Source organism: Marinobacterium profundum (assembly GCF_001528745.1).
GTDB classification, from domain to species: Bacteria; Pseudomonadota; Gammaproteobacteria; order Pseudomonadales; family Balneatricaceae; genus Marinobacterium_A; species Marinobacterium_A profundum.
The window spans coordinates 25565-50104 of sequence record NZ_BCNS01000091.1; the positions used below are offsets into that span (position 1 = coordinate 25565).

General features: G+C 58.9%; 22 protein-coding genes. 8 read left to right on the forward strand and 14 right to left on the reverse strand.

Annotation, left to right across the window (positions count from 1 at the left end; all coding sequences use genetic code 11):
- Window positions 1-65: 65 nt before the first annotated feature.
- Window positions 66-329 (reverse strand): accessory factor UbiK family protein, encoded by a 264-nt coding sequence (locus MPRO_RS06100; protein ID WP_067288873.1) that lies wholly within the window; start codon window positions 327-329, stop codon window positions 66-68.
- A 331-nt stretch (window positions 330-660) separates the two neighbouring features.
- Here MPRO_RS06100 and glnK (MPRO_RS06105) point away from each other — a divergent pair, with 331 nt between their 5' ends.
- From glnK (MPRO_RS06105) to astD, 6 genes are all read left to right on the forward strand, one after another.
- A complete protein-coding gene (gene glnK / locus MPRO_RS06105) occupies window positions 661-999 on the forward strand; it encodes a P-II family nitrogen regulator (protein ID WP_067288876.1) in 339 nt (112 codons plus the stop codon).
- Between the two features lie 35 nt (window positions 1000-1034).
- Window positions 1035-2309, forward strand: a complete 1275-nt coding sequence (locus MPRO_RS06110) for an ammonium transporter (protein ID WP_067288880.1) — start codon at window positions 1035-1037, stop codon at window positions 2307-2309.
- A 270-nt stretch (window positions 2310-2579) separates the two neighbouring features.
- Window positions 2580-2918: a P-II family nitrogen regulator gene (gene glnK, locus MPRO_RS06115; RefSeq protein WP_020679463.1), complete on the forward strand. Its 339-nt coding sequence runs from the start codon at window positions 2580-2582 to the stop codon at window positions 2916-2918.
- A gap of 542 nt (window positions 2919-3460) precedes the next feature.
- A complete protein-coding gene (locus tag MPRO_RS06120) occupies window positions 3461-4264 on the forward strand; it encodes a DUF1338 domain-containing protein (RefSeq protein WP_067288883.1) in 804 nt (267 codons plus the stop codon).
- A 23-nt stretch (window positions 4265-4287) separates the two neighbouring features.
- Window positions 4288-5322: an arginine N-succinyltransferase gene (astA, locus tag MPRO_RS06125; RefSeq protein WP_067288886.1), complete on the forward strand. Its 1035-nt coding sequence runs from the start codon at window positions 4288-4290 to the stop codon at window positions 5320-5322.
- Window positions 5319-6791 (forward strand): succinylglutamate-semialdehyde dehydrogenase, encoded by a 1473-nt coding sequence (gene astD / locus MPRO_RS06130; protein ID WP_067288888.1) that lies wholly within the window; start codon window positions 5319-5321, stop codon window positions 6789-6791. Before astA ends, astD begins: the two co-directional genes overlap by 4 nt.
- Before the next feature lie 73 nt (window positions 6792-6864).
- On the opposite strand, the gene MPRO_RS06135 is transcribed toward astD, so the two are convergent.
- The 5 genes from MPRO_RS06135 to MPRO_RS06155 form a co-directional block, all read right to left on the reverse strand.
- Window positions 6865-8145 (reverse strand): ATP-binding protein, encoded by a 1281-nt coding sequence (locus MPRO_RS06135; RefSeq protein ID WP_067288890.1) that lies wholly within the window; start codon window positions 8143-8145, stop codon window positions 6865-6867.
- A complete protein-coding gene (locus MPRO_RS06140; RefSeq protein ID WP_067288893.1) occupies window positions 8142-8846 on the reverse strand; it encodes a response regulator transcription factor in 705 nt (234 codons plus the stop codon). The genes MPRO_RS06135 and MPRO_RS06140 overlap by 4 nt, the downstream gene beginning before the upstream one ends.
- Window positions 8847-8937: 91 nt before the next feature.
- A complete protein-coding gene (locus MPRO_RS06145) occupies window positions 8938-9804 on the reverse strand; it encodes a helix-turn-helix transcriptional regulator (protein ID WP_067288896.1) in 867 nt (288 codons plus the stop codon).
- A gap of 151 nt (window positions 9805-9955) precedes the next feature.
- Entirely contained in the window at window positions 9956-11551 is a 1596-nt protein-coding gene (locus MPRO_RS06150) for a sulfatase-like hydrolase/transferase (RefSeq protein ID WP_082708487.1), read from the reverse strand.
- 18 nt (window positions 11552-11569) lie between these two features.
- Window positions 11570-13366 (reverse strand): solute:sodium symporter family transporter, encoded by a 1797-nt coding sequence (locus MPRO_RS06155; RefSeq protein WP_067288900.1) that lies wholly within the window; start codon window positions 13364-13366, stop codon window positions 11570-11572.
- 294 nt (window positions 13367-13660) lie between these two features.
- Here MPRO_RS06155 and MPRO_RS06160 point away from each other — a divergent pair, with 294 nt between their 5' ends.
- Together MPRO_RS06160 and MPRO_RS06165 are read left to right on the forward strand one after the other, a co-directional pair.
- On the forward strand, window positions 13661-14140 hold the full coding sequence (locus MPRO_RS06160) for a Spy/CpxP family protein refolding chaperone (protein ID WP_067288902.1): 480 nt from the start codon (window positions 13661-13663) through the stop codon (window positions 14138-14140).
- Between the two features lie 303 nt (window positions 14141-14443).
- Window positions 14444-14788 (forward strand): hypothetical protein, encoded by a 345-nt coding sequence (locus MPRO_RS06165; RefSeq protein WP_067288905.1) that lies wholly within the window; start codon window positions 14444-14446, stop codon window positions 14786-14788.
- Between the two features lie 32 nt (window positions 14789-14820).
- On the opposite strand, the gene MPRO_RS06170 is transcribed toward MPRO_RS06165, so the two are convergent.
- From MPRO_RS06170 to MPRO_RS06205, 8 genes are read right to left on the reverse strand one after another with little or no spacing between them, the layout of a single operon-like run.
- The gene (locus MPRO_RS06170; RefSeq protein ID WP_067288908.1) at window positions 14821-16722 is read right to left on the reverse strand and encodes a beta-galactosidase; all 1902 of its coding nucleotides are present in this window, start codon (window positions 16720-16722) and stop codon (window positions 14821-14823) included.
- Window positions 16723-16726: 4 nt separating this feature from the next.
- Window positions 16727-17587: an SMP-30/gluconolactonase/LRE family protein gene (locus MPRO_RS06175; protein ID WP_067288910.1), complete on the reverse strand. Its 861-nt coding sequence runs from the start codon at window positions 17585-17587 to the stop codon at window positions 16727-16729.
- On the reverse strand, window positions 17584-18195 hold the full coding sequence (locus MPRO_RS06180; protein ID WP_067288913.1) for a 2-dehydro-3-deoxy-6-phosphogalactonate aldolase: 612 nt from the start codon (window positions 18193-18195) through the stop codon (window positions 17584-17586). The genes MPRO_RS06175 and MPRO_RS06180 overlap by 4 nt, the downstream gene beginning before the upstream one ends.
- 1 nt (window position 18196) lies before the next feature.
- Window positions 18197-19132, reverse strand: a complete 936-nt coding sequence (locus tag MPRO_RS06185; RefSeq protein ID WP_067288915.1) for a 2-dehydro-3-deoxygalactonokinase — start codon at window positions 19130-19132, stop codon at window positions 18197-18199.
- Window positions 19129-19899, reverse strand: a complete 771-nt coding sequence (locus MPRO_RS06190) for an SDR family NAD(P)-dependent oxidoreductase (RefSeq protein ID WP_067288919.1) — start codon at window positions 19897-19899, stop codon at window positions 19129-19131. Before MPRO_RS06190 ends, MPRO_RS06185 begins: the two co-directional genes overlap by 4 nt.
- On the reverse strand, window positions 19899-21614 hold the full coding sequence (locus tag MPRO_RS06195) for an IlvD/Edd family dehydratase (RefSeq protein WP_067288922.1): 1716 nt from the start codon (window positions 21612-21614) through the stop codon (window positions 19899-19901). Before MPRO_RS06195 ends, MPRO_RS06190 begins: the two co-directional genes overlap by 1 nt.
- Window positions 21611-23695, reverse strand: coding sequence for an alpha-galactosidase (locus tag MPRO_RS06200; RefSeq protein ID WP_067288925.1), 2085 nt, complete (start codon window positions 23693-23695; stop codon window positions 21611-21613). Before MPRO_RS06200 ends, MPRO_RS06195 begins: the two co-directional genes overlap by 4 nt.
- A complete protein-coding gene (locus tag MPRO_RS06205; RefSeq protein WP_067288929.1) occupies window positions 23692-24540 on the reverse strand; it encodes a carbohydrate ABC transporter permease in 849 nt (282 codons plus the stop codon). Before MPRO_RS06205 ends, MPRO_RS06200 begins: the two co-directional genes overlap by 4 nt.

Sequence of the window (24540 nt, forward strand, 5' to 3'; positions counted from 1 at the left end):
TCCTTGTGCATTTTTCAGCCAGCTCTATCGACGATACTCTTGAGCCGCCCGCTATTAGGTCTCTTTTACTCGCCGCTGGCGTTATCCAGCCGCTGTTCAATTTCGCTCAGTTTTAGCTCCAGCTGATCCACCTTCTCGCGGGTGCGCCCCAGCACGGCGGCCTGGGCATCAAACTCGTCCCGCGTAACCAGATCCAGTCGGGCAAAGCTGCTCTGCAGCGCCGCCCGCACCTGTTGGCGCATCGCTTCCTGCCCCGGCAGGCCACGGCCACCCTCAAACAACTCGCTCAGCTGGGCTGAAACCGTCTCAATAAGCTTTTGATTAAGCATTGCACAATCTCCGGTAATTTCGCGCAAGCTTAGCATTTTTCAGCCACAGGGCGCAGCCGCGCCCGGGTCCTGCCGCGGCTCTGGGCTCGCTGCGCAAAGCCGTCTGCACCATATTGGTGCGCGCACCCAAATCGTGCACGCAATAATCACCTGACAATGCCCAATCCGGCGTAATTTTCCCGCAAGCAACGCCAATACATCAATAACTCATTGTAAATTATATATTTATTAAATTTGGCACGGGTTTCGCTAATAAGTAATCAACCGTTACGGGTCAGTCGTAGCCTGGCGGCCCGTAAAAGGAACCAGTCCAAAGATGAGGGACATACACATGAAACTTATATCGGCGATCATCAAGCCCTTCAAGCTGGACGATGTCCGCGAAGCGCTGTCCGAAATTGGTGTTCAGGGCATTACCGTGACCGAAGTTAAAGGCTTTGGTCGCCAGAAAGGTCATACCGAGCTTTACCGCGGCGCCGAATACGTCGTCGACTTCCTGCCCAAGGTTCGTGTCGATGCAGCCGTGTCGACAGACCTCGTGGATCAGGTTGTGGAAGCCATCAGCAAGGCGGCCCACACCGGCAAAATCGGCGACGGCAAGATTTTTGTCACACCGCTGGAGCAGGTTATCCGAATCCGCACCGGCGAAACCGGTAACGACGCACTTTAAATTCACCAATCGCGCCTGAACGGAGGGCTGTCGAGATGGAAGAGCTTCTTAAAACGACCGCTGCGGATTTATCCCAGCTCAAATACGCCGTTGATACCTTTTACTTCCTGGTATGCGGCGCCCTGGTAATGTGGATGGCTGCGGGTTTCGCCATGCTCGAAGCGGGCCTGGTGCGCGCCAAGAACACGACCGAAATTCTGACCAAGAACATCGCGCTCTATGCTATCGCCTGTACCATGTACCTGCTCTGCGGCTACTACATCATGTACAGCTCCGATGCCGGCGGCCTGCTGCCGAACTTCGGTGCCCTGATCGGTACTGAAAACGGCGTCGATGCGGTGCTGGCAGGTGGCGATGACGCCCCCTACTACTCGTCCCGTTCAGACTTCTTCTTCCAGGTTGTGTTCGTGGCCACGGCCATGTCCATCGTGTCCGGTGCCGTTGCCGAGCGCATGAAACTCTGGGCTTTCCTGGCCTTCGCAGTAGTCATGACCGGTGTTATCTACCCGGTTGAAGGCTACTGGACCTGGGGCGGCGGTTTCCTCAGCGAAGCCGGTTTCTCTGACTTCGCAGGTTCCGGTATCGTTCACATGGCAGGTGCTTCTGCAGCCCTGGCCGGTGTACTGGTACTGGGCGCCCGCAAAGGCAAGTACGGCAAGAATGGCGAGATCAATGCCATTCCGGGTGCCAACCTGCCGCTGGCAACCCTGGGTACCTTCATCCTGTGGCTGGGCTGGTTCGGCTTCAATGGTGGTTCCGAGCTGAAACTGTCCGATGTCGGTGAGGCCAATGCGGTCGCTCAGGTCTTCGTTAACACCAACGCCGCTGCCGCCGGTGGCGTTATCGCCGCCCTGATTGTTGCGCGCCTGTGGTTCAAAAAGGCTGACCTTACCATGGCACTCAACGGCGCTCTGGCAGGCCTGGTTGCCATTACAGCTGACCCGCTGTCGCCCAGCGCCCTGGTATCGACCCTGATCGGTGGTGTTGGCGGCGTGCTGGTGGTGTTCTCCATCGTCACCCTGGACAAGATCAAGATTGATGATCCTGTCGGTGCCATCTCTGTACACGGCATCGCCGGTGTCTGGGGCCTGCTGGCGGTACCGCTCAACAATGCTGATGCGACCTTCGGTGCTCAGCTGCTGGGTATCATCTCCATCTTTGGCTGGGTCTTCCTCGCCAGCCTGCTGGTATGGCTGCTGCTCAAGGCTGTCATGGGAATCCGTGTCACCGAAGAAGAAGAATACGAAGGTGTCGACCTTGCCGAATGCGGCATGGAAGCCTACCCGGAATTCAGCTCCAGCAAGAAGTAATGCTGCGGTAGCTGGAACTCAAGGGCGCCGCAGGGCGCCCTTTTCGTTAGCCCGCACAAGGGTGACCACTCTGCTCTGCGCACACAGGGCAGCGTAGGCGCCAGGCTTATTTTACGGGTATACTGACGTGAATTTTTCGAGCATCCAGACTCCGGGGGTCATGATCCAACCCAGACACCGGGCTTGAAAAGCCGGGCCAGAGCACGGATTCTACTTACCATCACAGCGACCAGCGCCGTATCTGGCACAGGATCGCATAGGGAGCACGCTATGAAGTTGATTACTGCGGTTATCAAGCCTTTCAAACTTGATGATGTTCGCGAAGCCCTGTCCGAAATCGGCATCCAGGGTGTTACCGTAACCGAAGTCAAAGGCTTCGGTCGCCAGAAAGGCCACACCGAGCTGTACCGCGGTGCCGAGTACGTGGTCGATTTTCTGCCCAAGGTCAAGATTGAAGTGGCCGTAGACAGTGACATGATCGACCAGGTAATTGAAGCCATCACCAAGACAGCCAACACAGGCAAGATCGGTGACGGCAAGATCTTCGTTACCCCGCTTGAGCAGGTTATCCGTATCCGTACCGGCGAAACCGGCCCGGACGCACTCTAAGCGCAGACTCTTTCCACCGACGGCGCTCGAAACTGCCCGTCTGTGGATAACTTAAGACACCAAAAAGCACCTGTTCGGTGCTTTTTTTGTGCCCATCAAAATCCGAAACGAGAAGCGGGAAACTTTCTGCCAACAAAGAACCCACAAGATACTAACAAAATACCGCATGTGGACAATCTGTTTAGAGCCTGTGCTTAACTCAATTAGATAACATTTAACTCATTGTTATATATCGAATTACCTAGGTATAAAATCACTTATAACTATTTATACACAGTGCGCTAAAACACAGATCTTAAAAGTTACCCCCAATTTTATGTTCCCTCGCCTCGCGCCCATTGACTGCTTTTATCCATGCCTGCCCACCTTGTTATTAGCGCCGCCCATTCCCGTGAGGTGCCCATCGCAAGACATCGCAGCCCCGCGACGCCTAATTGAGGTGAGAGCGTCTAAACTGACATTGGCAATAGCAATGGTGTGACCACTGCGTTGTAACACGCTGCGGGATAATAGCGGTGCAACCAACCCTGAGGGGGTGTGTTATGAAGCGCGAGCAACTGGATCAAATGCTGGAGACGCTCTGGCTGGACTTCCTTGCACGAACCCCAGATGCCGGTCGCATTCACAGCCTGCTGCTGCCGGAAAATCCACAGCTGCGCATCGATCACCTGAGTCTGCATACCCTGGCACTGCCAAGGGTTAACATTACCCAGCTGGCCAAGCCATTCGAACGCGCCGGCTACCAGTCCCGCGGTGAATTCGACATCACTGGTACCCGCCTGTTTGCCCGCCACTATGAACATCCAGACCCCTCACTGCCGAAGCTGCTGTTAACCGAACTGAATGTCGATTCACTTGGTGATGAGGTTCGCAATATTCTGCATCAACTAATCAGCCAGATTGCGCCTGCAACACTGCAGCAAGACAACTTCTGCATATCGGGCCGGCACTGGAAGATCGATTTCGACACTTATCAGCAGCTGCAGCGCTGTTCCGAGCATGCCGCCTGGATCGCCGCTTTTGGCTTTCGCGCCCATCACTATGCTCTATTGATCAATAGCTTGAATCAAGACGACGATATAGATGAGCTGAATGACTATTTACTGGAACAGGGCTTTCGACTCGACAGTCGCAACGGCCTGGTACAGGGATCTGCCGATGAATACCTCGAACAGTCCGCTACTGTGCCAGGCAATACCGAGGTGGAATTCAGCGACAGGCGCGCACAGGTTCCAGGCGGCCATTGCGCCTTTATCCGCCGCTACCCCACCAGCGATGGCAGACTCTACCAGGGCTTTATCAGGACCTCCGCCGTGTCGCCGGGGCCTTATCCGCACTACCGCTAAAAGTACATGGCAAGGAGAGTTGCATGATCATAATGAGGCCGATCCGCGAGAGCGATCTGGATGTGTTATGTGACATCGCCAGGGAGTCCGGCCCCGGATTTACCTCACTGCCGGATAACCGCGAACTGCTGCAGGCCAAGATCGCACGTACCCGCCAGACGCTGCAACAGGAGGCCACCCTGGACGGCAGCCAGGGTTATCTGTTCGTGATGGAGGATCTTGCCAGCGGCCAGGTGATCGGCACCAGCGGCATTGAAACCGCCGTGGGCCTGAACGAGCCCTGGTATCACTACCGTATCGGCACAGTCGTGCATGCTTCGCGTGAACTCAACGTCTACAACAATTTCCGCACCCTGGATCTGTGCAACGACTACACCGGTTGTGCCGAGGTCTGTACGCTGTACCTGAAACCCGACTTTCGCAAGGGCAGCAACGGTAACCTGCTCTCCAAGAGTCGCTTCATGTTCATGGCAGAATATCCGGAGCGTTTTTCCGAGCGGGTCATCGCCGAGATGCGCGGCTATTCCGATGACAAGGGCCGTTCGCCTTTCTGGGACGGTCTGGGACGGCACTTTTTTTCCATGGAATATTCCCAGGCGGATTACCTCACAGGCTCCGGCAACAAGATCTTTATCGCCGAACTCATGCCCAAGCACACCATCTACCTGCATCTGCTGCCCAAGGATGCCCAACGGGTGATCGGCCAGGTGCATCGCAATACCGAGCCCGCCAAGCGCATGCTGGAAAACGAAGGTTTTCGGTTTGAGGGTTATATCGATATCTTCGACGCCGGCCCCACAGTCGCGACCCGGCTCAACGATATCCGCAGCGTGCGAGACAGCCGTTACATCAAGGCCAGAATCAGCGACACGCCCTGCAGGAGTGACCATCTCTATCTGGTCAGCAATACCCTGCTGGAGGACTTCCGCTGCACCGTTGCGCCCCTTCAGCCCGAAGGCAGCGCGGCCCAGATCAGCCACGAGCTGGCCGATGCATTGCGCGTCTCCAACGGTGATCCGCTGCGCATAGTCCCCATCAAAGCGAGACAGCCAGAATGACCGAACCCGCTTCCCTGTTTATCAATGGCCAGTGGTGTCAGGGTGACGACGCCGACATGGAATCCTTCAACCCAGGCAACGGCCAGCGCATCTGGCACGGCCGCGCCGCCAGCTGCGAACAGGTTAATGAAGCCGTACTGGCGGCCCGCGAGGCCTTCGAACACTGGCGCCTGATGACATTTGAGCAGCGCGCCACCCTGGTACGCCGCTTCGTCAGCCAGCTGGAACAGCATCGCGACCTGCTCACAGATACCATCGGTCAGGAAACCGGCAAGCCGCAATGGGAAGCCGCCACCGAAGTGGCCGCCATGATCGGCAAGGCCGACATCTCGATTCAGGCGGCACTGGAGCGCAGCGGCGAAAAGCGCCAGCACGGCAACGGTATTACCTCGACGCTGCGGCATCACCCCCATGGCGTGGTGGCAGTGTTCGGCCCCTACAACTTTCCCGGCCACCTGCCCAACGGACACATCATTCCGGCGCTGCTGGCGGGTAATACCCTGCTGTTCAAGCCCAGCGAACTGACACCCAGGGTAGCGGAACTCTGCATGCATTTCTGGCAGAAGGCCGACCTGCCAGATGGTGTGCTGAACCTGCTGCAGGGCGGGCGCGGCACAGGCCAGGCCCTGGCTGCTCATCCAGGGCTTGATGGCCTTTTCTTTACCGGCAGCGCCGATACCGGCAGCTACCTGCACCAGCAGTTCGCCGGCCATCCGGAAAAAATTCTGGCGCTGGAGATGGGCGGCAACAATCCACTGATTGTGGCCGATACGCCGAATATGCGGGCTGCAGTGCTGATGACCATTCAGTCGGCCTATTTGAGCGCGGGCCAGCGCTGTACCTGTGCCCGCAAGCTGCTGGTACCAAGAGGCCGCAGTGGCGATGCCTTTATCGAACAGCTGCGTCAGGCCGTGCTGGATATTCAGGTGGGACCCTACAATCAGCAGCCACAGCCCTTTATGGGCGCGCTGATCAGCGAGGCGGCCGCACAGCAACTGTTGCAGGCCCAGCACGAACTGGTGCAACTCGGTGCCAGGGTACTGGTCTCCATGAGTCAGCTGCGCCCGCGCACCGGCCTGCTGTCGCCGGGGCTGATTGATGTCAGCGCCGTACGGGATCTGCCCGACAAGGAATATTTTGGACCTCTGCTGCAGATCATCCGCTACGACGACTTCGATGAGGCACTGAACCTGGCCAACGCCACGGCCTTCGGCCTGAGTGCAGGCCTGTTCAGCGGTGACGCCCAGCTGTATCAGCGATTTTTGCAGCGCATCCGCGCAGGCATCGTCAACTGGAACCGCCCGCTTACCGGCGCCAGCAGCGGTCTGCCCTTTGGGGGCATTGGTCGTAGCGGCAATCACAGGCCCAGCGCCTGGTATGCCGCGGATTATTGCGCCTATCCGGTGGCATCCCAGGAGGCAGAACAGCTCGATATGCCGGCCACCCTGCCACCAGGTCTAACGCTTTAAGCTTATGATCTTAATTCTTGTCCTTTGGCTCTGGCCTTGAACTTTGGAGTTTCGACTTTTAACCTTGAATTGCTCAGGCCACCGGCAGGCGAATCAGCAGCTCAAGGCCCCCCTGGGGGTGATTGCTCGCTTCGATGCTGCCTCCCAGCATACGCAGCGCACGGCGGGCAATGCTCAGCCCCAGGCCATAGCCATCGGCATCAACACCGCTACGCTGGCGGAAAAACGGATCAAACAGCTGTTCCAGCGTCTCGTCCGGCACACCAGGACCATGGTCTCGAATCCGCAGCTCATGCAGGTTGCCAACAGAGGCGTGACTCAGTTCGATCGCCGTCCCCGTCGGCGTGTGCTTGAGAGCATTATTGAATACATTGCTCAGGGCACGTTCCAGTAACTGGCGGTTACCCCGCGCCCGGCAGCCTTTGGGCACATCAAAGGACAGTTTGCGGTCAGGCTGCTGAAAGTGGATATCTTCCCTCAATTCGGTCACCAGCTCCTGCACACTGAATGCCTCAGCCCCCGACTCCAGTGCTTCAAGGCGCGACAGCGAGAGAATTTCGGTAATCAGGCGATCGATTCGACCACACTCACGATTAAGCCGCTGCAACAGGGGATCACCTTCGCCCAGGCGCTGCTCCAGCAATCCGGCCGCGGCCTGCAAACGCGCCAGGGGCGCACGCAGCTCGTGGGATACATCCTGCATTAGCCGCTGACTGGCTCCCAGAGTGCGCTCGACATAGTCCGCCATGGTATCGAACTCCCGCGCCAGCTCACCGATTTCATCGCCCCGGGCGCTCAGTTTCTGATCGCTGCGTACCGCCAGATCACCCTGGGCCAGAGCCCTGGTATGTAACCGCAGCCGTTTGAGCGGCCGCACCACCAGCCAGGTCAGCACCAGACTGGTGAGCGCCGACACCAGCAATATCAGTACAATTTGCACCGACACCAGCAAGCCCAGGAAACGACCGAACTGCTCCCGCTGTGGCCAGGCGCCAACCTGCACGCGGTAGCTGCGCCCGGACTCGGACACCAACTCGAAGGTCAGCACCGTCTTGGCACCGGGCCCGCGCTTGGGCAGCGAGTTAAATATCGGGTCCTTGCTGCCCAGCTCCACAATGCGCATGCCAGGAGCGCCACGGGATGACTTGCGCTGCAGCCGCTCCAGCCCATGATCTTCCTCGTAACGCTCCAGCATGCGCTCGGCCAGGGCGCGAGCGCGGGTTTCCTGCACCTCGGCATCGCGCTCGTGATGGGACATGCCCCCAACAATCACCGCTGTGGCCAGGATCACCAGCACGCTGCTGAGCCAGATGGCCAGGAAAATCTTCCAGTACAGACTGCGATACCACTTCATCCTGCCTCCAGTACCAGCAGGTAACCTTCGCCGCGCAATGTTTTAATCAATTCCAGGGAATCTCCGCCGCGCTGCAGCTTTTGCCGCAACCGACTCACATGTACATCAATAGCACGATCATAGGCCGTGAGCGGACGGTGCAGCACGCGTTCGGTCAGCTCTGCCTTGGACATTACCCGGCCGGCGTTATGCAGCAGATAGGCCAGCACGTTGAACTCAGCAGAGGTCAGCTCTACCACCTCGCCCGCCACCCGCACTTCCCGCTGGCCCGGATCAAGGCGGATCTCGTGCAGCTCGATAGGCCGTTGCGGAAATTCCGTCTGCTGCGCCGGCACTTCACTGCGCCGCCGAATGGCCCGGATACGCGCCAGCAGTTCGCGCGGATTACAGGGTTTGCCCAGATAATCATCAGCGCCCATCTCGAGCCCCAGAATACGATCGATTTCCTCACCCCGGCCCGTCAGCATGATCACCGGCAGCTGCACCCGCGGGCGCATCTGCTGCAGCAGCTCAAGACCACTCTGGCCCGGCATCATCACGTCCAGCACCATCAGGCTATAAGGATGGTTACCTTCCAGCCGCACAAGTGCTTCACGCGCGTTATGGGCGTAATCAATTTCGTAACCTTCGTGACGCAGATAGTCGCCCAGCAACTCACACAGCTCGACGTCGTCATCCACCAGCAGCAGTCGTTCTTTCATTCATTCAGGCCCCCGTTATTCAGGCTCCATGATAACGCCGTCACCTGTTACACACTGAGCCTTTACCAAACTTTACAGTCGATCTGCCAGATCAGGCGTCAGGCACCGCCGTATCCATCAGATAGACATTATCAATACTGTCGCGGGGCTCCCTGCTCACCTCGGAGGGCGGATAGCCAAAGCGGCTCTTGAATGCCTTGCTGAAGTGGAAGGCATCACTAAAGCCGAGTTTGAAAGCGGCCTGGGAAACATTCAGCGAGCTTCTGTTGAGCAGCGCATGGGCCATATCGAGCTTGAGATTCATGAAGTACTCCTTAGGCGTCTGGCCGGTGTATTGCTGGAATACCTTGCGAAACTGCTGTTCGCTAGCGCCGTACAGGCGGGCCATGTCCTTCACCGCCCAGCGCTCATCGGTATGACCATGCATCTGGCTGATCACCGTTTGGATGCGCCGCAAAGATGCAGGCTCGGCATGGTGGTTCGACAGTGCGACCCACTGATAGAGCACTTTGGTAAAAATGGCGGCGGCATAGGCCTGATAGTTAGTGTCACCCACTCGAACGCAGCTGACCAGCTCGCTGAACTCGCGACTGTGGCCAGTCGGATCCCGCAGCAGTACCGGCGTATTGAGCGGCAAAGTGACAGGCCCATGCAGCACAAACTCAACCCAGTACAGCTCCCACAGCAGACCCTCGCAGGCATAGCTCAGAATGTCACGGGCTTCGAGCAACAGTACGCAAGCCCCCTTGGCGTGAATTTCCCGGCCCGACCTGAGGCGGATAACGCCATGCCCCTGGCGGGTAAAAACACATACATGGGCGCTGGGCAGCAGCGGCAGTTTCTTGTCCCTGGGCCAGAGCACCTGATAGCTCTCATCGGCATAGATATCCCACACGGACCTCAGGGTGATACCAAAGGCCGTGGCGGGGCTTTCCAGCAGTACAGGGGTGTTTTTCATGCGTCACGCATTCGTGGCAGGGGGCTTTGGATATTAGGCGCTGTGCCAAGGGCGGTCAAAACAGCCGATACCAGGCACTGTCTCGCTCCCGAAAAAGGGCTGGCGAGGTTGCCAGCCCTGCGTTGTCGTGCTTACCCGATGAGATGGCGCCTCAGAGCTGTGGCTTCAGCATCTGGATATCCTCCAGCGACTCATCCATGAAATGCTCCATGTTATGCAGCCGGAAAGAGGCGAAATAACCGCTCCAGCGCTTGTCCGCGCGCATCACGGACCCGGCATGCCTGACCATGCGAGCACGAATAGCCTCCAGCGCCGGGTCATGGATGGCATTTACCGGCTCTACCGCGCCCAGGTCATACAGCTCTTCGCAACCCGTAGTGGTGCTGTAACCATAGAACCAGGCCGTATCACCGATGCGTGCCTGGCAGCCAAACCCGAAATTGGTGCCCACATGAATGCCCAGCTGATAGACCTGCTCAAGTGCGGGCCTTGTTCCGGTGGCCATAATATCCAGCAGGCTCGCGCCTTCCATCTGCAGCGGCGTTTCCAGACCAGCAGCCTGCAGTATGGTCGGCCCCAGATCCACCAGGGATACAGGTGTTGCTATATCACCCGGCGTCGCCATGGCTCCGCCCGCCGGCTTGACCAGCATGGGCACACGGAAAATGTCGGGATGGAAGTAGGAGCCCTTGTCCGCCAGCCCCAGCCGGCCGTTCATCTCGCCATGGTCTGCGGTGAACAGAATCAGGCTGTCATCCCACAGACCCTCAGCCTTCAGGTACGCAAACAGCTTGCCGATGGCATAGTCCACCAGCTCCACCTGTAGCAAATGACAGGCGATATAGTCCTTCACCAGTTCCTCGTCATACAGGCCCCAGTAGCGGTGATACAACCGAAATATTGGGTTCTGGCTACCGCGACCCTCGTCCTGCAGCTCATGGAAGGATGCTGGCACCTGCACCACGGACCTCAGATATTCGTAGCGTTCCTCGTAGCCCTGCGGAATGGAATAGGGCTGGTGCGGGTCGAAAATATCGATCTGCGAAAACACCGGTTTTCCGGGAGCCTGCAATTCGGACGCCTTGAACTGGCGAATCGCCAGATCCGCCAGAAATACCGAATAGTGCGCATCCCGAGGGAAAGCCTCACCGTTACGTTGCTGGATCCAGCCACCGAAGGACGTGCTGGCGGTGACTCTGTCCGCCAGAGTGCCTCTGAGTTCACGGCTGTATACCGGCGCTGTCACGCCCATGGCACCAATGTACTCAACGTAACGGTCATCATCCATCACCGGCGGGCCCCAGCGATCCCAGGCATGCACGTTTTCGCCAAAGGTATCGACAAACTTGGGCGTACCTACATGGCACTTGCCCACATGCTTGAGGTTATAGCCCTGCTGTTTCAGATAATCCTGAAAAATCGGATCTTCGAGTTCCAGATCAGACTTCATGCCACTGGGCGTGCGCTCGCCATTAGACAAATAGGGCGGATGCATGCCCGTGCACAGGGCCGCCCGGGCCGGCCCGCACAATGGGCTGGGAGTAAAGGCATTATTGAAGCGGACACCCTGATCCAGCAGGCTGAGAATGTTCGGCGTTTCTATGTGCTGCGACAGCGGCCGCGAGGGCAGATAACAGTCGGGCGAGATCATATCCACGGTGATAAGGATAATATTGGGCCTGTGTTGCTGCTCTTTCACTTCGAACGCGCCCTGGCGGGTTTTGGGGTGCAGAAATTTTACAGTCATGGCTTGGGCTCCTGATGGTTACTTGTAGGCGCGAGTGTCGGCAACAGGACTCGCTTTCTGCGCAGTAACGGAGCTATTTGACCTGAGCCAGGCCAGTATTTTCAGCAGGGCGTAAATGGCCGTAACCCCAATGACCATGGTCGCAAAGACTTTCAGTACAGAGCCATCCGTACTCAGCAGACCCAGACCGGAGAACATGGCGTAGAGCCCGATCAACATGATGACAATGATCCAGCAGGCATGCCTGGCATACTTCCAGTGTGTGATGTCCACTTCCTGGGTATGCACCTGGTTATAGGGCTGAGCCAGAGGCTTGAGGTAACGCACCAGTAGCATGATGCCGAACATCAGCGCGAAGTTGACGCCCACCAGGTGCAGCCAGTTCAGCTTGATAAAGCCCAGATCATCCTTGAGCACAAAGTGAGTGATATAGAAGAAAATCATGCCAAAGGGCAGGGCGATATAGCCGGCCAGGGCAGGCGTTCTTTTCGACAGAATACCCATCATCACGACCGCCAGAATCGGCACATTGATCACCGCCATAATGGTTCTCATCAGGGTATAGAGGCCATCGGCTGTGGCCACAAAGGGCGCGATCAGAATGCACACGACTATAGTTGCCAAGCCAAACACGCGGCCGACCCGCACGGTCTGGGCGTTGGAGGCCGTCTTGTTGATGTACTGCTTGTAAATATCCAGACTTGCCAGGGTCGACAGACTGTTGACGCCACTGTTAAACGAACTCAGAACCGCACCAAAGAGCACAGCGCCAAAGAAGCCGCTCAGCCAGCTGGGCAGAACTTCTCGCACCAGTACCGGATACGCCATATCCTGCGCCAGTATGACCTTGCCGTTGGCGAGCACTTCCTTGACGGGAATATTGAGCATCCCTCTCTGGTGCATGTGCCAGGCAATAATCCCCGGCAAGACCAGCATCGCCACGCCGAACACCTTCATTGCCGCGGCCGCCAGTACGCCTTTCTGCCCCTCGGCCAGGTTTTTTGCCCCCAGGGTGCGCTGAATAATCGCCTGGTTGGTGCACCAGTAGAACAGGTTGATCAGAAGGATACCGCTGAACAGCGTATGCCAGGGAATTGCAGCCTCGGCGCCTATACCGGCGGCTTGCATGCGCTCAGGCGATTCGCTGATCAGAATCTGAAAGCCCGCTGCCATACTGCCATCCCCAAGGTGCATCAGCGCCAGAATCGGCACCAGGAAGCCGCCTAGCAGTAGCCCCACGCCATTCACAGTGTCGGACACCGCCACCGCCTTGAGGCCCCCGAATACCGCATAGATGCCGCCAACAACCCCCAGGGTCACCACCATAATCCAGGTGGTAACCGTATCGGATGTGCCGAACAGCGTACTCAGATCAAACAGCTTGCTCAGCGTAATGGAGCCTGCGTAGAGCACGAAAGGCAGGAAGCCAATGACGATGGCATAAAGAAAGATGCTGGATGCCACCAGACGCATGCGCTTGCCAAAGCGGTCTTCAAGGAATTGGGGCACAGTGGTAATGCCGCCTTTGAGGAAGCGCGGCAGAAAAATCAGCGCAAAGGCGATCATCGCCACCGCCGCCACCGTTTCCCAAGCCATCACGCTGGCACCCTTGGCAAAGGCGTTGCCATTTAGGCCAGTAAGCTGTTCGGCGGAAATATTGGTCAGGAACAGGGACCCTGCGATCACATACCAGGGCAGGCTTCGGCCTGCGAGGAAATAGCCGGTTTCGTGGCTGAGGTCTTCGTCCCGGGTCTTGTAGTAGGAAATAACGGCTACTAGCAGGGTAAATCCGAGGAAGGAGATAATAGCAAACATGCTTGCCTCCAGAACTGAGTTCTTATCGTTGTTATGTTCTGCCGCCGATCCGGTGATCGCACGACTAGAGTGCCATGATTACAGACCTGCCCGGGTGGCGTGAATGTAATAAGAGCACCGATGCATGTACAAAACGAAACCTTCAGAATCTCCTGCTACTCAGCCGTAAGCGCCCGGCGTCAGCCAAAACCCACCTTTACCAAACTTTACAGTGTCGTAACCCAAGTTTGCAGGCCAATACCCGATACTGGACTCATCAAAACGCGTCATATCAAACACAGCAGGAGAGACACCATGCGCAAGCCCATGATGATAGTTCTGACCACCCTGGCTCTGGCCGGCACCGCAAGCGGACTGGCCTTGGCCCACGGCAAGGGCGGCGACAATGACGAGCGGCAGCAGCGCCACCAGGAGAAGCGCCTGGAACACATGAGTGAAAAACTCGGACTGAGCGACGAGCAGCGCGCCCAGATGAAAGAGCTGATGGCCGCACCTGCCGACCGCAAGGCAGACCGGGACGAGAAACGTGACCTGCAGCGTCAGATCCGCGAACTGGATACGGCGGCAGCCGACTACAATCAGCGTCTCGATGGCCTGATCGAACAGGCACAGCAGCAGCTCGGCGAGCAGATTCGTGAGCGCCAGGCCAAACACCAGGCCATGCAGGAAATACTCACTGATGAGCAGGAAAAGAAACTCGCTGAAATGACCAATAAGCGTATGGACAAGATGGAGCACCATGGGCGCCACGGCGGTGGTCGCGACAAGAGCTGAGAAGCGCCCTATCAACATTCCTTTGCGGCCCCGCCGGGGCCGGCTTTTACTTTTTAAGACCCTCGCGAGGAGCGGGCTGAAACCCTGTTCACCCCTCGCATCAGGACGACCGGGATCCTAATATGTTTGCATCTTTGCTGAAAAAGCTGCATGTTTTGCTTCGAGGCAGTACGCTGCCACAACAGCGACCTGCAGCAGAACCCTGCACTTCGCCAGGAACCGACCGCTGGCAACAGGCCGCCTGAACCTGACCATAGTGTCTAGAAGAACACGATTAGAATCTGCAACGCCATGAACAGAGTGATGAAAAGATACCTGACTCCGGCACTGCTGCTTATGAGCCTCGCGCTCAGCTCCCTTGCACAGGCCAATACTTTCGTTTGCGACCCGCAGGATCTGCAGGGTCACTACAGTCGTGATCCGGCCTATTCCGATCATGGAGCCTTGCTGCGCATGCAGTATCTGGCACCGACACAGGCATCAGGCGACCTGGCGGTAAGCGACTGGACCACAAAGGAAAGACTGCAGTCCAGTCCCGATCCTGAGTCTAGCCTGCCCCAGTCCAGCACCGTCTGCCCACCCGAGCTTGAGTCACCGCAGAATCATAGCCCGCAGCGACTACAGGCCCCCAGGCGCGTCTGGCTTTAACCCTCTATTCTAAATAGGGGCAAGATCGGCATTCAGAGCAAGGGCTGCCAGTGCACGCCCGCCGGCGCCAGAGTGATCCCATCAAAGGTCACCGGCTCTGCGCCATAGTTGAACAGGAAACGATGCTGGTCGGTATCACGCCGACGCAGCCCCTGCGGCAACCGCATCACGGCAATACCCTGCGCCACACAGATTGACTCCAGTATGCGTACCAGCGCCGCCTGATCAGCCCAACCGGCCAGATACTGACGCTGTGCCGTACCCACTCGCGCCGCCTTGCCACAGACCGTGCGCTCCAGCACCGGATCATCACCGTCCAGTGTCTCGACCCAATGCTCGAACGAACCGCCCTGCTGCAGCGCACGACCTGCGCCTGGGCGCAATGACTCCACATAGGCCGGCCGCGTATTCAGCCCCGGCAGTACCGAGCCCGAAGTACGCAGCGCAAAGTCGATCGTTTTGGCACCGGTACGGGGCCCGGCCAGCACAGCGCCAGGACAGGCTTCGATCGCCCGCTCAAGGCGCTCGCCTATTGTCATCAGACCGGGTAGCAGCACCAGAGCGTAGGCCGCAAGATCGTCACAATCGGGGGGCAGAATATCCACCGACAGACCCAGCGCACGCAGCGCCCGATACTGCTCAAACACCAGTCTGAAATAATCGAAGGAAGCGCCCTGGGGCTGGATTTTCCAGCTCCAGGCCGATTCGTAGTCAAACACCAGCGCCACCGGCGCGCAGGCAGTGCCAACATCCGGCAGCATGTCGATCTCGCTGGCTACAACGCGGGCTTCCTCAAGCCCTGGGGCATCGACGCTGTCGGGCCTCAAGAGCCCAGCGTGCATCTGTTCCTGGGCAAAAGGCGCCTGGCGCCAGCGGAAATAACACACCATCTCGGCGCCATGGGCAAAGGCTTCCCAACTCCACAGCCGCACCATGCCAGGCAGTGGTGCCGGATTATAGGGGGCCCAGTTTACCGGCCCCGGCTGCTGCTCCATGACCCACCAGCGCCCCTTGCCGACGCTGCGATACAGATCATGGTGAAACGCCTGAAAATCCGGGTCACCCTGGCGCGAAAACCTCAGCTTCCAGCCATCACCGTCATCGGAACGGTCTTCCAGAAAGCCCAGCGGATAGCTGTCCCAGCTGGCGATATCCAGATCCGCACCCACCTGGTAATGATCAAAATCGGTGATGCGTCCCATGTAGTTGTGAATCAGCGGCACTTCGGTATGGCGACGCAGAATCTCGGCCTGAATACGGTTGAAGGCCACCACCTGATCTGAGCTGAAACGCTGAAAATCCAGCCAGTGCACCGGGTTTGCTTCGGTCACCGTCAGGTTGGGCAGATCGATCTGATCGAAGCGCTCATAATCCATGGACCAGAATACATTGCCCCAGGCACGGTTGAGGGCTTCGATACTGCCATAGCGATCGGCCAGCCAGGCGCGAAATCCCGCCTGTGCCGCAGCGCTGTAGGACAGAGTTGTGTCGTGGCAACCGTATTCGTTGTCGGTCTGCCAGGCCACCACAGCCGGGTGGCCGCCGTAGCGCAGCGCCATCAGTTCGGTAATGCGCGCGCTTTCATGGCGATAGCCCACATGGCTAAAGCAGTAATGCCGGCGGGAGCCAAACTTGCGCTCCTGCCCCTGGGCATCCCGCGCCAGCATGTCGGGCCACTTATCCAGCATCCAGCGCGGTGGCGTGGCGGTAGGCGTTCCCATGATGATCTTAAGCCCGGCCTGACCCAGCACCTCAACGGCAGTATCCAGCCAGCGCCAGTCGAGTTCACCCGGGCGGGGCTCAAGCCGGCTCCAGCCAAACTCACCTATGCGCACCCAGCTCAGGCCCGCCTCGACCATGCGTTCGGCATCCCGGGCCCAGATATCCTCAGGCCAGTGTTCAGGGTAATAACAGGTGCCCAGGGAGCGCTTCATGGTGTTACTCCAGTATGACGGGGTATTCGGCCAGGCCCCGGGTGTCGGTATCAATAAACAATGTCTGACCGGCAGGCTCGGCGGCAATCTGCGCCCCAGACAGGCCCTGGGTCGCCGAGGTGACATAGAGCCGCTTCAGGTCTGACCCGGCGAAAGCCGGGCAGGTGACATGCTGCGTGGGCGTCGCAATCGCCTGAAGAAACTCACCTGTCGGGGAGTACTGGGCAACACGCGCAGCGCCCCATTGGGCAATCCACAGATTACCGGCGGCATCACAGACGGCACCGTCGGGATCCAGGTTCTCTGGGCGCAGATCCAGCAGCATCTGCCGCTCGCCCACCGGCCAGCCATGCCGCGGTTCCAGTGGCTGACGCCAGATAATCTGCTCCACCGTATCTGTGTAATAGGCACAGCTCTTGTCCGGCGCGAAGCAGATAGCATTGGTGATCGAAACAGCCTCGACCAGCAAGCGCAGTTCGCCACGGTAGTAGCGGTAGATAGCACCGGCGCCGCGCTCGCCCTGCTTGCCCATAGTGCCTATCCAGAAACCACCGCACGGATCCGCACGGCCATCGTTGGAGCGCGTCACTCTATTGTCGGCTTCCAGTGCCACCAGCGGCGTCTGTGCGCCAGTCACCAGATCAAAGCGCAGCAGCGCCGTTTCACTGGCGATCAGCAGCGTATCGCGATCCACCCAGCCGGCCGCCGACACATACTCGGCAAAATGCCACTGCTGCAACTCTTCACCGTCGCGGCAATAGAGCGTCTTGCCGGTAATATCGAACCAGAACAGCTGCCCGCGCAGTGGATGCCACAGAGGCCCTTCACCCAGGCCGCACGGCGTCGCATCGTACACCTGCATCATGATGCGATGGCGCTGTCGTAGGCTTCGACCATTTCCAGCGCCAGCGCCCGTACGTCGGCGACACTGCGCCCGGGCTTGTAGAGCGCCGAACCTATACCAAAGCCCTGGGCGCCGGCGGCGATCCACTGGGCGAAGTTTTCGCTACTGGCGCCGCCAACGGCATACACCGGAATTGCCGCTGGCAAGACCGCACGCATTGCCGCCACACCGGACGGGCCAATGATCGAGGCCGGGAAGAACTTCAGGCCATCGGCACCAGCGTCCAGAGCGGCGAAACACTCGCTAGGCGTAAAGACGCCAGGATAAGACAGCATGCCCCTATCCTTGGTGGCGCGGATAACCTCCAGATTACAGTTCGGAGAAATGATCATTTGGGCGCCGGTCTGGGCCACCGCATCAACATCATCACAGCTCAGTACGGTGCCGGCTCCAAATATCGCCTGACCTTCAAAAGCTCGTATCATGCGGGATATGCTGTCCAGCGGCTGCGGCGAGTTCAGCGGCACTTCGATCTTGGTAATACCCGCCTCGATCAAGACGCCGGCAATGGCTTCGGCTTCACTGGGCTGAATACCGCGTAATATCGCAATCAGTTCGCGTTCTTGCATCTTAATCTCCGGTCATCTGCTGATAGGCGGCGTGCAATCCCTTGAGAGTCAGTGCCTCGCCATCGTGAATGTCGCTTTGTGCGCCCAGCTGTTGCAGCCCCTGGGAGTAGTGCAGTCCCAGCTGCGTGGCGCCAATAATGGCCACTGGCTGGCCATCCCAGTAAGCTCTGGCCGCAGCCAGTTCAAGACCGATAACATAGCCGGACAGCCGTGCGCGGGCGGTCTGCGGTGCAAGATCCGCCAGCAACGCCTCGGCGCGCAGCGAAAACAGTCGCCCGGAAACATCCGCCGGATTCTGCAGTGCCGTTGCAATCGCACCGGCAAAGGCGGCGTCATCCCAACCCTGTGCAGCCACGGAGTGGCGCAACACCGACTGAGTCGCCAGCAGTGCATAGAGCTCGCCGGTCATAAAAGTCTGGAACGCGGTGAGTTGCCCTTCATGTACTCGTACCCACTTGCTGTGGGTCCCTGGCAGGCAAACGACCCCTTCAAAGCCGGGATGAGCAGCCAGCAGGCCGGCAACCTGGGTTTCTTCGCCGCGCATAACATCGGCGGGCGTCTGCTGCTTGAGCCCGGGGCACAGATAGACCGCGATGCGGCTATCGGCCACCGCCACGCTCATTAGCTCTCCGGCCGGAGCGCAGGGCACGGCCCTGTAGGCCGCTTCCACCCAGCCCTGGCGGGCACCTACCATGCCACAGGCAACCACCGGGGTAGTGCGGCCGGGGTTCAACCAGGGACTAATTGCGTCCAGCAGCGCAGCTTCGAACTGGTGTGGTGCCAGGCTGCCCATCCCCTTGTCACTGCTGGTGCTAGCCAGGGTTATGCCGTCGTCTGTCATGGCCCAGGCACGCATCCGGCTGGTGCCCCAGTCAACGGCAATCCAGTCGGCACAGCGGTCTGTGCTTGTGCTCGTGCTTTTGTCGGTGCTGCTCATCCCGTCACCACCACGCCGCCGTCCACCACCATGGCCTGGCTGGTCATCATGCGACTCGCCCTGGAGGCCAGAAACAGAGTCGCATCAACAATATCCTGGGGCACAAGATGTTCCTTCAGGCACTGGCGCTCCAGATGTGCTGCCAGGCCCTCAGGCGTGGCCCACATATCCAGCTGTTTCTGCGTCAGCACCCAGCCTGGCATCAGCGAATTTACGCGAATACCATCCGGGCCCAGCTCCCGCGCCAGGCCACGGGTCAGGCCGGTAATCGCCGCCTTGGACGCAACATAACCCGGATAGCCTGCATTACCCATCATGTAGGAAATGGAGGAAAAATTGATGATCGAACCGCCACCCAGGGCCTTCATGCCCTGGGCAACGGCCTGGGCGGTGAAGAAGTGCGGGCGCAGGTTTACGGTCATGGCGTTGTCCCAAGCTTCAGGCGTGTACTCCTGCAGCGAATGGCGGGCATCGTTGGCGGCATTGTTCACCAATACCGAAATATCGCCATGGGCGCTGGCCGCCTGTGTCATGGCCGCCTTGAGTGCTGCTACATCGGAGATGTCGCACTGAACAAACAGCGGTGTGACACCATGTTTTTCCTGCATTTCGGTAACAAAACCGGTCGCATCCGAGCGCTGTACAAAGGCAACTTTTGCGCCCTGCTCAATAAAGCCTTCGGTCAGGGCTGCGCCTATGCCGGCACCACCACCGGTAATAAAAACGCTGGCACCCTTGAGGTCATGAAAACTAACAAATTCGGACATCAGTGGCTCTCCCGTGTCACAGGGCGAGTGTCTTTACCCACCAGAAAATCGAGGTCAGCGCCTCTGTCAGCCTGCATGACGTGATCAATATAGAGCTTGGCGTAACCACGGCTGTAGTGCGGTGCCTCGGGCGCCCAGTCCTTGCGCCGCTCTTCCAGCTCGGCCTCGCTGACCTTTAGTTCCAGCACGCCGTCCTTCGCATTGAGGCGAATCATGTCGCCGGTTTTAACCAGCGCCAGTGGGCCGCCGGCATTGGCTTCAGGGGCTACGTGCAGCACTACAGTGCCAAAGGCGGTACCGGACATGCGGGCATCGGATACGCGCACCATGTCGCGCACACCCTTTTCCACCAGGCAGCGCGGAATCGGCATATTGCCCACCTCCGGCATGCCCGGGTAACCCCTGGGCCCGCAGCCCTTGAGCACCAGCACGGTGTTTTCATCCACTGGCAGATCGGGGCGGTCGATATTTGCTTTTAGATCCTCAATACTTTCAAACACATAGGCGGGGCCTTCGTGATCCAGCAGATGATCGGACGCGGCTGAGGGCTTGATAATGGCGCCGTTGGGCGCCAGATTGCCGCGCAGCACCCGCAGGCCCGCCGCGGGCTTGAGCGGCGCATCGAAGCTGCGGATCACGTCGCTGTTAAAGCACTGGGCACCGTCGGAATAGGCCGAGATATCCTTGCCCAGCACCGTATTGGCCGGACGCAGATGGCCTGCCAACTCCTTCAAAACCACCGGCATGCCGCCGGCGTAACAGAAATCTTCCATCAGGTACTTGCCCGACGGCATGCAGTTCACCAGCAGCGGAATCTCGCCGCCGAGCTCGAAGTCTTTCAGCGACAGGTCGATTTCGGCGCGACCGGCAATTGCCAGCAGATGTACGACCGCATTGGTTGAACCGCCCACGGCGGCATTGGCCAGGATGGCATTCTCAAGGCTCGCCTTGGTCAGCACCTTGGACATGCACAGGTCTTCTTCCACCATCTCGACAATGCGTTTGCCGGTCAGATGCGCCAGGGCCGCACGGCGGGCATCCACCGCCGGCAAGGCGGCATTGGTGGGCAGGCACAGGCCCATGGCTTCCACCAGGGAAGCCATGGTCGAAGCCGTGCCCATGGTCATGCAGACACCGGCGGAGCGGCTCATGCCGGCCTCGGCCGCCATAAAGTCCTGCAGTGACATATCGCCTGCGCGCACGCTCTCGGAAAATTTCCAGACGTCGGTGCCGGAACCTATATCCTGGCCTTGCCACTTGCCGTTAAGCATGGGGCCGGACGACACCACTATGGTGGGCAGGTCGACACTGGCCGCGCCCATCAGCTGACCCGGGGTTGTCTTGTCACAGCCACCGAGCAGTACCACACCATCAATGCCATAGGCACGGATGCTTTCTTCCACATCCATGGCCAGCAGGTTGCGAAACAGCATGGCGGTGGGCTTCATCTGGGTTTCGCCCAGAGACATCACCGGGAACTCCACCGGAAAACCGCCCGCTTCCCAGACCCCACGCTTGACCACTTCGGCCAGCGCCCGCAGGCCTGAATTGCAAGGCGTCAGTTCCGACCAGGTGTTGCAGATACCAATGATTGGCCGGCCATCGAAGGCATGATCGGGAAAGCCCTGGTTTTTCATCCAGCTGCGGTGAATGAAACCATCACGGTCCTGCTTGCCATACCAGGCCTGGGAGCGGCGCGTTTTCTTGGTTGTCATAATTTTTTACCTTCAATGACCCAGAGAGTCGCTGGAAATGCGATGGGCAGCTGCAGACCGAGTTCCATCAGGGCACGTCCGCTGAGACTCAGCGGGCCGACTTTCAGCGCCACCTTGCCACGGCTGACCGCAGCCGCCTGATCGGGGTTGCGTAGCTGAATCTGATAGAGTGCGTCCGGTGCCAGCCCCGTAAGGCGAATAGGCCGCGGCAGTGTTTGTGCCGACGGTGTGATTTGGCCAACAAAGGCCACAAAACGCTGACCGTCGCGGGCCAGCTGCAACTCACCGAGAACTGCGGCATCGTCGCTGTCCAGGCGCAGTATATGACCCTGGTGCAGCCAGTCGCGGTTGGCCTTGTACCAGTCAGTCGCATCCTGCAGCACCCGGGCTTCGTCGTCGGTCAGCTCGCGCGGGTCCATCTCAAAGCCCATGTGACGGCTCGCCGCCACCCAGGCACGAAAGCCGATCGGCATCACGCGACCCGACGTGTGACACAGTCGCGGCCCCACATGGCTGCCGGTCACTTCCGAGGGCAGAAAGAGCGCGGCGTTGCGCTGCATCCAGAAGCGCTCGATAGCATCGTTGGAATCCGACAGCCAGACGCGATGGGTGCGTTGTAGTATGCCAAAATCAATGCGCCCGCCACCGGAGGCACAGCTCTCGATTTCTACCGATGGATGTGCGCTTCGCAGGGCATCCAGCAGGCCGTAAACCGCCTCGGTCTGACCCGCTACGGGCGTGGGCAGCACGCGATTGTGATCCCACTTGATGTAGTCGATATCGTACTCGCTCAGCAAACTGCTGATGCGCTCGAACAGATAGTCGCATACCGCACTCTGGCTCAGGTCCAGTACCATCTGCTGGCGCCCGAGTAACTGCTCGGGCCTGCCCAGCGCCCAGTCGGGGTGGGCACGATAAAGATCGCTGTCAGGGTTGACCATTTCGGGCTCGAACCAGAGGCCAAAGCTCATACCCAGACTTTTCACATAATCGATCAGCGGCGTCAGCCCCTCGGGGAATTTGCGCCTATCCACCAGCCAGTCGCCCAGGCTGCTGGTATCATCATCGCGCCCCTTGAACCAGCCGTCATCCAGCACGAAGCGTTCGGCACCCAGGGCAGCAGCACGCTGGGCTATGTCTTTTAGCGTATCCAGATCGTGCTTGAAATACACCGCTTCCCAGCAGTTGTAATGCACCGGCCGCGGTCTGGCTGCATCCGGGAACTGCAGAACATGCTGGCGCAGGTGCGACTGGAATGCCGCCCCAAGACCATTGAGGCCACAGGCGGAAAAGGTCGCAAACAGCGGCGCCGTTGTCACGCTTTGACACAGCGCCTGATCCGGCTGGCTGGCATGGCCAAACTGTAACTGGCGACGGCCGTCAGGCAGCTCTTCAGCCAGCATGCGATGGCCACCCGACCAGCCGTAGTGCAGACCAAACGCCTGTCCCTGGCTGTTGGTAGCCCCCCGGCACGGCAGAATCACGCCGGGGAAATGTTCATGGGAAGTACGCCCAAGGCGGCACTCACGCAGGCGTGCTCCGCTGTTCCAGGGCACTTCGTTCATTTGAAACTCGCCACACCAGCGCCCGGAGAATTCCAGCATATGTTCGCTCTGCTGCGGCGCAGGCAACACCGGTGCCGCCAGCCAGTCGACAAAGATCGGCTGATGGCTCTGCAGTGCGCAGCTCAAACGCAGCACATCGGAATCTGCCTGGGCCAGGATCTCCAGCACATAACTCAGCCCCAGAGCGGCATCTTTATAGGTCAGGCACAGGCTGTTGTCGGCACTCTCGTCCAGAGCCAGGCTGAAGACGGGCAGCAGCCCCTTGCCCTTGGCATCGCGCAACTGCATGCCGGGCTGACCCGGAAAGGGATCACCGGCCTGGGGCGAAACCGACAAATCCGGTACGCCATCAAGCATGCCGCCGGTGATATCACGCTGCGCCGCTGCGGCCAGCACAGCGAGGTTTTCCTGCAGAGGCAGGCTCTGCCCCCAATACACAACCGTCGGCAGACGCGACTCCTGTGATGCCAGTACCAGTGTTTGTACAGGCGTATCAATGCGCCAGGTCTGAATCATTTAACGGCTCCGAGCGTCAAACCAGCAATGAAGTGTTTTTGCATGGCGAAGAACATCAGTACCGGCGGCAGTGCCGCCACTATGGATCCGGCCGACACCAGATGCCAGGACGCCACCCACTGGCCATTAAGCGAATACAGACCTGCGGTAACCGGCTGGGTATCGGCGCCCTGTGTCAGTACGGTGGCCCAGAAGTAATCGTTCCAGATAAAGGTGAAAATCAGCACCGACAGGGCTGCAATCGCAGGCTTCATCAGCGGCATGACCACATGCCAGAAAATCTGAATTTCAGATACGCCTTCCACCCGCGCAGCCTCGATCAGCTCGTGGGGCAGCGCACGGATAAAGTTGCGCATGAACAGGGTGCAAAAACCGGTCTGGAAGGCGATATGAAACAGCGCCAGCCCCATGGTGGTGTTGTAAATGCCCATCGACAGCGTCAGGTCACGCACCGGCACCATCAGAATCTGGAAGGGCACAAAGTTGCCCGCCACGAACATGAAGAACACCAGCATGTTGGCCTTGAAGCGATACACGCCCAGTGCAAAGCCGGTCATGCAGGACAGCGCCACTGCACCGATTACCGTCGGGATAGTGACCTTGAAGCTGTTCAGGATGTATTGGCCAATGGGCGAGTTGGTAAAGACCGCCGTGTAGTTTTCCAGCAGGTTAAACGAGGTCGGCCAACCCCAGTAGTTGCCAGCCGTGATATCACCGGCGGAGCGAATGGAGGTCAGCGCCACCGCGATCAGCGGCAGCAGCCAGAGAACCAGCGCGATGGGCAGGGCAATCTTGTACAGACGGCGTGCCGAGGGGGATGCTTTTTCGATAGGCGTTGGAAACAT

Excerpts from the sequence above, each read along its gene's own strand:
- MPRO_RS06185 (WP_067288915.1), bottom strand. The coding sequence starts at position 19,132 with ATGAGCAGCACCGACAAAAGCACGAGCACAAGCACAGACCGCTGTGCC.
- MPRO_RS06140 (WP_067288893.1), bottom strand. The coding sequence starts at position 8,846 with ATGAAAGAACGACTGCTGCTGGTGGATGACGACGTCGAGCTGTGTGAG.
- MPRO_RS06190 (WP_067288919.1), bottom strand. The coding sequence starts at position 19,899 with ATGTCCGAATTTGTTAGTTTTCATGACCTCAAGGGTGCCAGCGTTTTT.
- MPRO_RS06160 (WP_067288902.1), top strand. The coding sequence starts at position 13,661 with ATGCGCAAGCCCATGATGATAGTTCTGACCACCCTGGCTCTGGCCGGC.
- MPRO_RS06110 (WP_067288880.1), top strand. The coding sequence starts at position 1,035 with ATGGAAGAGCTTCTTAAAACGACCGCTGCGGATTTATCCCAGCTCAAA.
- MPRO_RS06170 (WP_067288908.1), bottom strand. The coding sequence starts at position 16,722 with ATGAAGCGCTCCCTGGGCACCTGTTATTACCCTGAACACTGGCCTGAG.
- MPRO_RS06175 (WP_067288910.1), bottom strand. The coding sequence starts at position 17,587 with ATGATGCAGGTGTACGATGCGACGCCGTGCGGCCTGGGTGAAGGGCCT.
- MPRO_RS06165 (WP_067288905.1), top strand. The coding sequence starts at position 14,444 with ATGAAAAGATACCTGACTCCGGCACTGCTGCTTATGAGCCTCGCGCTC.
- MPRO_RS06100 (WP_067288873.1), bottom strand. The coding sequence starts at position 329 with ATGCTTAATCAAAAGCTTATTGAGACGGTTTCAGCCCAGCTGAGCGAG.
- MPRO_RS06150 (WP_082708487.1), bottom strand. The coding sequence starts at position 11,551 with ATGACTGTAAAATTTCTGCACCCCAAAACCCGCCAGGGCGCGTTCGAA.
- MPRO_RS06120 (WP_067288883.1), top strand. The coding sequence starts at position 3,461 with ATGAAGCGCGAGCAACTGGATCAAATGCTGGAGACGCTCTGGCTGGAC.
- astA (WP_067288886.1), top strand. The coding sequence starts at position 4,288 with ATGATCATAATGAGGCCGATCCGCGAGAGCGATCTGGATGTGTTATGT.
- MPRO_RS06135 (WP_067288890.1), bottom strand. The coding sequence starts at position 8,145 with ATGAAGTGGTATCGCAGTCTGTACTGGAAGATTTTCCTGGCCATCTGG.
- MPRO_RS06180 (WP_067288913.1), bottom strand. The coding sequence starts at position 18,195 with ATGCAAGAACGCGAACTGATTGCGATATTACGCGGTATTCAGCCCAGT.
- astD (WP_067288888.1), top strand. The coding sequence starts at position 5,319 with ATGACCGAACCCGCTTCCCTGTTTATCAATGGCCAGTGGTGTCAGGGT.
- glnK (WP_020679463.1), top strand. The coding sequence starts at position 2,580 with ATGAAGTTGATTACTGCGGTTATCAAGCCTTTCAAACTTGATGATGTT.
- MPRO_RS06195 (WP_067288922.1), bottom strand. The coding sequence starts at position 21,614 with ATGACAACCAAGAAAACGCGCCGCTCCCAGGCCTGGTATGGCAAGCAG.
- glnK (WP_067288876.1), top strand. The coding sequence starts at position 661 with ATGAAACTTATATCGGCGATCATCAAGCCCTTCAAGCTGGACGATGTC.
- MPRO_RS06200 (WP_067288925.1), bottom strand. The coding sequence starts at position 23,695 with ATGATTCAGACCTGGCGCATTGATACGCCTGTACAAACACTGGTACTG.
- MPRO_RS06205 (WP_067288929.1), bottom strand. The coding sequence starts at position 24,540 with ATGTTTCCAACGCCTATCGAAAAAGCATCCCCCTCGGCACGCCGTCTG.
- MPRO_RS06145 (WP_067288896.1), bottom strand. The coding sequence starts at position 9,804 with ATGAAAAACACCCCTGTACTGCTGGAAAGCCCCGCCACGGCCTTTGGT.
- MPRO_RS06155 (WP_067288900.1), bottom strand. The coding sequence starts at position 13,366 with ATGTTTGCTATTATCTCCTTCCTCGGATTTACCCTGCTAGTAGCCGTT.